A 7,844-nucleotide genomic window follows, 5' to 3' on the forward strand; every position below is an offset into this window, starting at 1 on the left:
GTCCAGCCGCTCACGGAGACCCTCGTCTTCACTCGTGGTTGCGGCGTCGATGAGTTGCGCCGTGTACTCCTCAAGGTTGCACAGGTGGCTGGAGTTGGACGCGAACCCGCCTTCGATGACGGGCTGGATGAGGTCTTGGACTCCGGCGATGTCGGCGTCGCGACCACCGACACGGAACGCACGGGAGCTGAGGTAGACGTTGAGCAGGTCGTTGATGACGACCTCGGCTTGGTAGAACCCGTCCTTCCCGAGCTGGTTGCGCATCTCGTCGAGGTCGGCGGCCAGGTGGGCCCACGCGCGGAGGGTTGACACCTTGCTGTCGCCGAACCAGTGGTCTAGGCCGCTGGAGTTGACGGAGAACCTGTGCACCTGTTCCTGGATGCCGCCGAGCACGTCGGGGGAGAGTGGTTCGCCGGCCATCGCGGCCGTCGGGTCGCTGGCAAGGATGCCTGCGACGAGCTCCCGGAGCGCGTTGATGATGGCGAGCATCGGGCGTGCGTCGGGGCGTTGGTAGGCGGTTGCGGCTATTGCGAAGTACCTGGCCGCCTCTTCGAGATGCGGGCTCATTTCGGTGAGCGTCGATGCCCTAAGGGCTGCGACCAGGCCTGCCATCGCGAGCGCCCAGGCGGCGTCAGACTCGACTTCGGCCGCGAGCGAGGTATCACCGCCTTCTACCGGCTCGAGACCTCCGACGACACGGACTACGCCGACGAGTTGGTCGGCTGCTGGCCAGATGTCGACCGCGGTGCTGACACACCGAATGACTGCGCGCGCCATGGGGACGGCCGTCGGTTTCTTGAACTTCTCCAGGAGCGCCATGAGGGCGAAGTGCGAACCGTGCCCAGCCGCGACGAGGCGGGTGAGTGCCTCGAGTGCGTCAGCGGACAACAAGTCAGGGACCGCGTCGCGGTCCTGGCGTGTGAGGAACGCCGAGGCCAGCGGCTCCAAGCCTGCGGCGAGCTTGGCCCCGGTGACCTGCGTCGCAACTGCGCTGGCGAGGAGCGGCTCCACCGAGTCCTTGAGCAGTGTCGGTTGGTCCGTAGCGAGGATTGCGTCGGCGATCACTTCGAGCGCGGCAGCCGCCTCCGCGTCGCCAAGTTCGGCGTCACGGGCGGCGAGGTTCGACACGATAGGAAGGACCGGGGTTCCAGCAAGGGTTGCGGCTTCGGTCGCGAGGCGAGCCCAGCCGCCGAGGTCGGCCACCGCGGTGTCCGGGAACGCCTTGCCCCCGGAGGCCTGCGCCATGGCCAAAACAGCCTCGATGAGCGAACCACTGGCGTTGTCGCTCATGTCTCTCTCTCAGTCCTTCCTGTGCGCTGTGTGTCTGATGGCCGCCAGACGCCCGGCCGAACAACAACCGGGGGGCTCACCAGACAAAGTTGTCGCCTTCCGCGATGAGCCGATACTCCTCCGGCAGCAACTCCACCAGCGGTCCCGTGCTCCTTGTGGCGACGATGATCTGCATCGGCGCCTCCTTCGCCACCTCTAGCAGAGCCGCCACCATCGTGGCCAGGTCCCCGTCAGGCACCTCCTCCGCCGCCGGCGAATCCAATAGCAGGAAGCCCGGGTGCCGTCCTATGCCCTCGCCGTACCCGTGCTTGATCAGCGCGATAACCGCGGCGATCTTCAACCGCAGTTGCTCACCCGGCGTCACCTGCCCGTAAGTCGAAGGATCACCGTTCTGTCGCAGGGACATGTTCGCGGCGCCGTCGAGTCTTATGTTGCTCAGACTGTCCGCACCGAAGTTCACGACCAAGCGCTCGATCTCAGACGAGATCTTCGTCAGCAGCGGGTCCTGATGCCCCTTCACCCAACTGCTGAGGACCTTCTCCGCAGCCTCGGCAACGGCCAACTGGACGGGGTCGACCGGAGACGCATCGACCGGCGCGATAGGGGCGGCTAGCGCCTGAACGGCGCCTTCCGCGCGGGCCAGCTCGATGTCCAACAGACGACGGTCCTCGACCGCCTGCGCCAACGCCGCATCCAAGGTCGTTTCTGCGACGAGATCATCGTGTGTGACCTGAAGCTTGTTGATCTGCTCACGGAGCGCAGACATGACGGCCTCGACACGCTCACCGGCTTCCGCGAGCGCCTCGACCTCAGTCTTCGGCGCCGGCTCCTCCCCGGCTTCCTCGGACACGGCAGCGGTGGCCTCCACCAACGCGGTAGCGACAGCGTCATCCACAGAGTTGGCGACGATGACGTTCACCTTGAGGGCCTCAAGGTTCAGGTCGCTGGTACACACCGAGCACTTGTGCTCGTCCGGCTCCGCAGCACGTCGCTCGTCGGTGACCCCGGCCGTGCATCGCGGACACACGGTCGGTTCCATCTGGTGGAAGAACTTCGTCAGCAATGCGTGCTCGTACTCGGTGTGTTGCCGCGCCTTTGCTGCCTTCAACTGCTGCCGAGCGGTGTCAGCGGCAACCGACTGACGCAGCAGTTGCGTCTCCAGCGTGTGCATCTGGCGCATCAGGTCACCGATCCGGGCGTTCGCCAGCGCGAGCTTCGCCGGATCCGGCGTTCCCTTCGGGAGGCCTGCGATCTTCGCCTCAACGGCTCTAACGACCTTCTGGGCCTCGGCCCGAGAGCCCTCCATGGCATCGGTCGCAGTCTTTCTCCGCTGCGCTGCGATCTTCTGCTCCGCCTCCAGCGACCCGGCAATCGTCGATGCCGTTGCCAGAACCGGCACCCAGTCGGTCCCAATGAACATCTGCATGAGCCGGACGCTGAGCGTCGCCTCCTTGCCGATGATCGACTTCAAGTCCTTGGGCCGAACCCACAACGCGTTCACGTACGACGCCCATCTGTGTGTCACCGGCTTGCCGGCCTGCGACACCGTGAAGCTCTCCAGCCGGAGCCGGCTCATCATCACTGAGTTCATCGCATCCTCGAACGCCTCGGCGTCTCTGAACGTCGCGATGACTGGGCCCTCGGAGCCGCCCTCCTCGATGACCGTCACCGAGCCGTTGCTGACCTCACCGTTGTCCGCGTCAAACGCGACCCGCAGTGTCTCCGCACCGACAACCCAATCCACCTCGACATGCTCGATCCAGCGGCGCACCGCAACCGAGAACACCGCACAACGGCCCGACAGCGACCACAGGAGCAACTCCACGATGCTCGACTTGCCGCGCAGGTTGCTCCCCGACCCGACGCCGTTCACACCATCCAACGGCTCCCATGTGAAGTCGAACGGCACCAGCGCCCGCACAACAGAACCCTCGGCCTCCGACTCCTCGACGTCACCCTCCTCGCGCTCAGTCTGATCGGCGAGTTCGCCCTCCTCGGCTTCGGCAGCGGCCTCGCCGTGGGCGGCGTCGTCGGTGTTCGTCTCAAGCGGCTCATGCCGGTCACCGCCCATCTCCTCCAGCGGGAAGCCCTCCGCATCCGGATGCGCCGGATCCAGCCGCTTCGTCCCCGAGAACGACACCCGGGCCACACGCAGATGGACGGGCACACCCTTCGATGCCGATGTCGGAATGCCGAGGTGGTCCAGGACCTTGTCGACCTCCGGCACCTCGAGTTCCAGCCGTTTCTCCTTGCGACGGCGTCCGAGGATCTTGACGATCTCCTCTGCAAGCGCGCTCATACGCCAACACCTCCAGACGCGGCCGCGCTCGACCTCAACCCATCGAGCCGCGAGCGTACATGCTCAGCGATAGGCGCGATGTCCAAGCCCAGCTCCGTGCCTGCGTACGTCGCCTGCTCGTACTGCCGCTCCTTCAGCTTGCTGCCCACCGTGTCCCCTGCCACCAACTCCACCAGCTCCGCTTGCCGGACATACCAGCCGAGGACCGGATCGGCCGCCAGCTCGACCACCGCCCGCTCTCCCGCGGCCGTCAAGAACATCTGGTTCCGGCAACTCTTCGAACCCGGCTCACCCGAACGGCGGAACGTCGCCAACCCGTACGTCTCCAATAACGCCATCGCGTCATCGATCGCCTCGTATGCGCCGTAGAACCACCGAGGCATCGGGTAGTAATGCAGATCAGGCTCGGGGTCATCGAGAAGGCTCCGGGCGACGTCCAACATGCCGGCCGCCAGCGCCCCTGACTCGACCCCCGAGATCAACTCATCGGCCAGGTAGTCCGGGTTCCGCATCCAGAAGTCCATCGCCTGTAGACGCAACTCGCTGCGAACAGCCTTAACCGCTGCCGGGGGATCACCGTCAGCAACCACCTCACCCGTCCGGTCCATTAAGACCAGAAGCCGGATCGCGTGCTGCGTGCGCGTGTGGGCTGGACGCTCGATCGGCCCAGCAAAGTCTGCCGCCATCAAGCACCTCCCGCCGAGTGAGACAGCTCACTCCAGCAGAACCTACCGAAATCGGCCGGTATCGGCAGCAATATGACACGCGCCGCTGTGGCTGAGCCGCTCGTAAGCATGCCGCTCGGCCACAGTCTCCACACGCACCCACAGCAGTTCCGCCGACTGACCGTCGTTCAGCCGCGTATGACGTGTGTGCGCTTTGACGAACGTCCGCAACTGCCGCCAGTATCCCTTCACCGAACATCCGCTTCTGCCGCATCGCGCGAGGGCCGGACACCCCGCTGCGGTTGGGCTCAGCAATGAACGGTCAGCGGGCCTTCGTCGTCCGTGGGCGGCTGGAAGTGGACGAAATAGTGGGCCGCGATGTCAGGGTCCAGGATGAAGTCGTCCCCGTGGTCTTGTGCTCTCGTTCGTAGGCGCTCCAGACAGGTCTCCCTGTCGGTCGTCATGTAGATGGTCTCCGCAGTGATGCCGTACTCAGCCACAAGGCGACGCCAGTCGTCGCGCATAGCGCGCGACCAAAACGAAAAGTCCAGAACGACGTCGCGGCCATGCTCGAGGAGCTGGATCAGACGTCGGCGAAGGTGCCTCTCGATCTCCTCGTGCGTGGCCTGCGGCAACGGCATCACCAGTAGTCCTCGATTCCAAGCTTCCTGGTCGTATGAGAGCCGGACCATGCCGCCAGCCTCAAGCCGGCGGGCAACGGTCGACTTACCGGACCCGGCGGGGCCACACATGAAGACGACGCGAGGCATGACCGCAACCCTAGGACGACCAGCATCTCGAACGTACAGTCTTGCTGCATTCCTGACGATGAGGGCGCCGTGCCAGGCTGTCTTCATGGGAGTCGAACCAGTGGTGACTGGACCCTGGTCGCCCCTGTCCCCGGCAGGGGTCAAAGTATTGCTGGGAGGAGCGGATCGCCCCTGGCTGGTGGCGGGCGGTTGGGCCATCGACCTGTTCGTGGGTCGACAGACCCGCAGACACGCCGACATCGACGTTCTCGTCCTGCGTGCAGACCAGCAGCTGATCCAGGAACGCCTGCACGACTGGCAGATCTTCGCAGCCGACCCACCTGGAACGCTGCGCCGCTGGCGACCCGGCGAGACTTTGCCGACCAGCGTGCACGACATCTGGTGCCGTGAAAACGCCGAAGGCCCGTGGCGGGTGCAGTTCATGATCGACGATTCCGACGGCAGCCACTGGGTGTCTCGCCGAGACCCGCGGATTCGCATGAGCCTTGCGGACACGCGTCGGGTGTCGCCCTCGGGCATCCCCTACCTCGCGCCCGAGGTGCAACTCCTCTACAAGTCCCGATCACCTCGCCCCAAGGACGAGCACGACCTCCACGCCACCATCGCGCACCTGGGGCCCGCCCAGCGCACGGTGGCTCCACGACGCCATCGCACTAACCTCTCCGACACACCCCTGGCTGGAACGGCTGACGTCCTGATCTGCCGCACTGAGCGTGGCCGCACGCTACTGTCGCGTTGGCAGATGCGGGGGCACCTACCATCAGAGCCACGGGTTGTTCGAAGGTGCAGGCGCTACGGCGAACTGCCCCTCATCGAGGTCGATGGTTGGGGAACCGGCAACCACCAGGCAGGCCCGCTCCCACGGACGTTGCTCGGCAAGAAACCGCACTTCATGTGCCATCCACTCGTGCCAGAACGCGATCGTCTGCTCGCGATCACCGTTCACACCCTCGGCCATGTCGCGAGCGATCCCCCGCCGCTCGGCCTCCTGAAAGTCCGACTGCACCCAGATCGAGGCATCAACGAAGTGCTCGAACTCGCGTTGGCTTGCGCCGACGCCCTCGATGACGACCAAGTCCGCCTCCGCGGCAACCTCGATCACGCCTTCGCGTCCATGCAGCCCCCACGCCGGCGGCTGAAACCGCACACCCTCCCCACGGTGCAGTGTCACCAGGATCTCGCGCAGCAGATGCCCCCAGGCGAAGAACGGCTCATGCCAGGCCAGGTCATCCGTGTGGACGACCGCAGAACGGGCGACGGCCCGCTTCAGCTCAGCAGCCAGCGTCGACTTACCTGAGGCTCCCCTGCCGTCCACGGCAACGATCTGCGGCCGACCCAGCGGCTGCCCGGCCACCTGTAAAACGTGATTGACCAGCTCGGCAGTGTCGAGGGCCCGCCAAGGCCCTGCAGCGGGTTCACCCTCGAGCAAGGTCATGGTCATGACCCCATTCTGCTGCCGACAGCAGCCATGCTCGCTCATGCCGCCTGTTGGTTGCTTCGTCCTTCGACGGATCGGTGAGAATGGTGTCATGCCGTTGGTTGAGTACGCCCAGGACACCGCAGCCGTCAGCATCACGTGGAAACTGGCTCGCAGGACGCCCGATGTGTGGCGGCACCTGACCAGTGAGCAGTACTTGCCCGAGTGGCTCGGCCACGTACGCGGGGGCGGGTTCTCAATTGGAGAGGCCCTCGTCGTCGACCATGGAGACGGTCACCTGTGCACCAGCGTCGTGGAGACCATCGAATGCGACCGGCGGTTGGGGATGACGTGGGAGTTCCCTGGAGAACGATCATCGCACCTGGTTGTCACCGTGGAGCCCGGCGGGGATGAGCAGGACGCTGTGGACCAGTGCCTCATGCACCTGCGACACACCGGGCTCGATGACCTGACCGGCTCATACCTGCCCGGGTGGATCACCCACCTGACCTACTTCGAGAGCTCACTCGAAGCCACTCCGTTGCCGAAGCAGGCGTTCTGGCGACTGTACAAAACGCATCACCACCTCACCACCCCCTGAAGCCGGCAGCTGGGGCACGCTGAGAGTGCCGCACTCCTCAACCTCTGCCGCTCTGGTTGGAGATCTGCGGCGTGGTCGACCGCGTCATGCGCGCGACAAAGCCGCGGCACGTGCTGCCCACGCATAGAGAGACCGCGGCGGGGCTGGATCGGCCAGACGGGTACTGTCGCCGGCATGGCCACTTGGTTCGCGTACGAGTACTGCACCGACATCGGCGCCACCCGCGAGTTCTACGGAGGGCATGTGGGACTCACCTTGATCTGGGATGAAGCGGAGGACATCGCGTTCCAGCACGACTGCGTGCAACTGTCGTTTCGGCGTGTCGACTCGCTTATTCGACCTCAGGGCTGGGCCTTCCAACCTGGCTGGAGCCACGGCCAGCTGTCGGGGGCGCCGGAAACCGAGCACGTCAGATCCATCTCCCTCGCGCTGGCACCAGCGGCCTTCAGATCCGCTGTAGCCAAGCTCAAGGGCGCCGGCGCGGAGACCCTCACACCCGAACCCTTCTGGGTCGGCTACTGGTCATTCGTTGTTCGAGACCCCGACGGACTGACAGTGGAGCTCACCGACCCAGAGTCCCCCCAGCACTTGATACCGGTGCTGCAATAAAGACGACCGCAGAACACACTCATTTGCCGCAGGTAGCTCGCCTCAATTGGGTGCTCAGCAGCTGCTCCGCTGTCACGAGACTCAGCGTGACACTCCGCCACTTAACTGGGACGACCGACACGGTCAAGTCCCTTTGAGTGGTGTTTTTCTATCCGGTCAGGGGTAGGCGGTTGACGGGTGTGTTGGTGTGTTC

General features: G+C 65.1%; 7 protein-coding genes and 1 pseudogene. 3 read left to right on the forward strand and 5 right to left on the reverse strand.

Annotated elements, in window-relative coordinates; translation table 11 throughout:
• The 4 genes from ABEA30_RS15410 to ABEA30_RS15425 all read right to left on the reverse strand — a co-directional run.
• Positions 1-1,290, reverse strand: a 1,290-nt coding sequence (locus tag ABEA30_RS15410; protein WP_345584424.1) for a hypothetical protein, incomplete at its 3' end; no start/stop codon positions are given.
• 76 nt (positions 1,291-1,366) lie between these two features.
• A complete protein-coding gene (locus ABEA30_RS15415; RefSeq protein ID WP_345584426.1) occupies positions 1,367-3,589 on the reverse strand; it encodes a hypothetical protein in 2,223 nt (740 codons plus the stop codon).
• Positions 3,586-4,275 carry a hypothetical protein gene (locus ABEA30_RS15420; protein ID WP_345584428.1) on the reverse strand — a complete coding sequence of 230 codons (690 nt, stop codon included), beginning with the start codon at positions 4,273-4,275 and terminating at the stop codon, positions 3,586-3,588. Before ABEA30_RS15420 ends, ABEA30_RS15415 begins: the two co-directional genes overlap by 4 nt.
• Before the next feature lie 287 nt (positions 4,276-4,562).
• On the reverse strand, positions 4,563-5,024 hold the full coding sequence (locus ABEA30_RS15425; protein ID WP_345584430.1) for an AAA family ATPase: 462 nt from the start codon (positions 5,022-5,024) through the stop codon (positions 4,563-4,565).
• Positions 5,025-5,109: 85 nt separating this feature from the next.
• On the opposite strand from ABEA30_RS15425, the pseudogene ABEA30_RS16005 reads away from it, so the two are divergent.
• Positions 5,110-5,268: pseudogene (locus ABEA30_RS16005) on the forward strand (nucleotidyltransferase domain-containing protein); the annotation flags it as partial.
• A gap of 516 nt (positions 5,269-5,784) precedes the next feature.
• On the opposite strand, the gene ABEA30_RS15430 reads toward ABEA30_RS16005, so the two are convergent.
• On the reverse strand, positions 5,785-6,465 hold the full coding sequence (locus tag ABEA30_RS15430; protein ID WP_345584432.1) for a uridine kinase family protein: 681 nt from the start codon (positions 6,463-6,465) through the stop codon (positions 5,785-5,787).
• An 88-nt stretch (positions 6,466-6,553) separates the two neighbouring features.
• Between ABEA30_RS15430 and ABEA30_RS15435 the strand changes: the two genes are divergently transcribed.
• Positions 6,554-7,042, forward strand: a complete 489-nt coding sequence (locus ABEA30_RS15435) for an SRPBCC domain-containing protein (protein ID WP_345584434.1) — start codon at positions 6,554-6,556, stop codon at positions 7,040-7,042.
• Positions 7,043-7,216: 174 nt separating this feature from the next.
• Positions 7,217-7,651, forward strand: coding sequence for a VOC family protein (locus ABEA30_RS15440; protein ID WP_345584436.1), 435 nt, complete (start codon positions 7,217-7,219; stop codon positions 7,649-7,651).
• Positions 7,652-7,844: the final 193 nt, after the last annotated feature.

This window comes from Tessaracoccus lubricantis, from assembly GCF_039544535.1.
GTDB lineage: Bacteria > Actinomycetota > Actinomycetes > Propionibacteriales > Propionibacteriaceae > Arachnia > Arachnia lubricantis.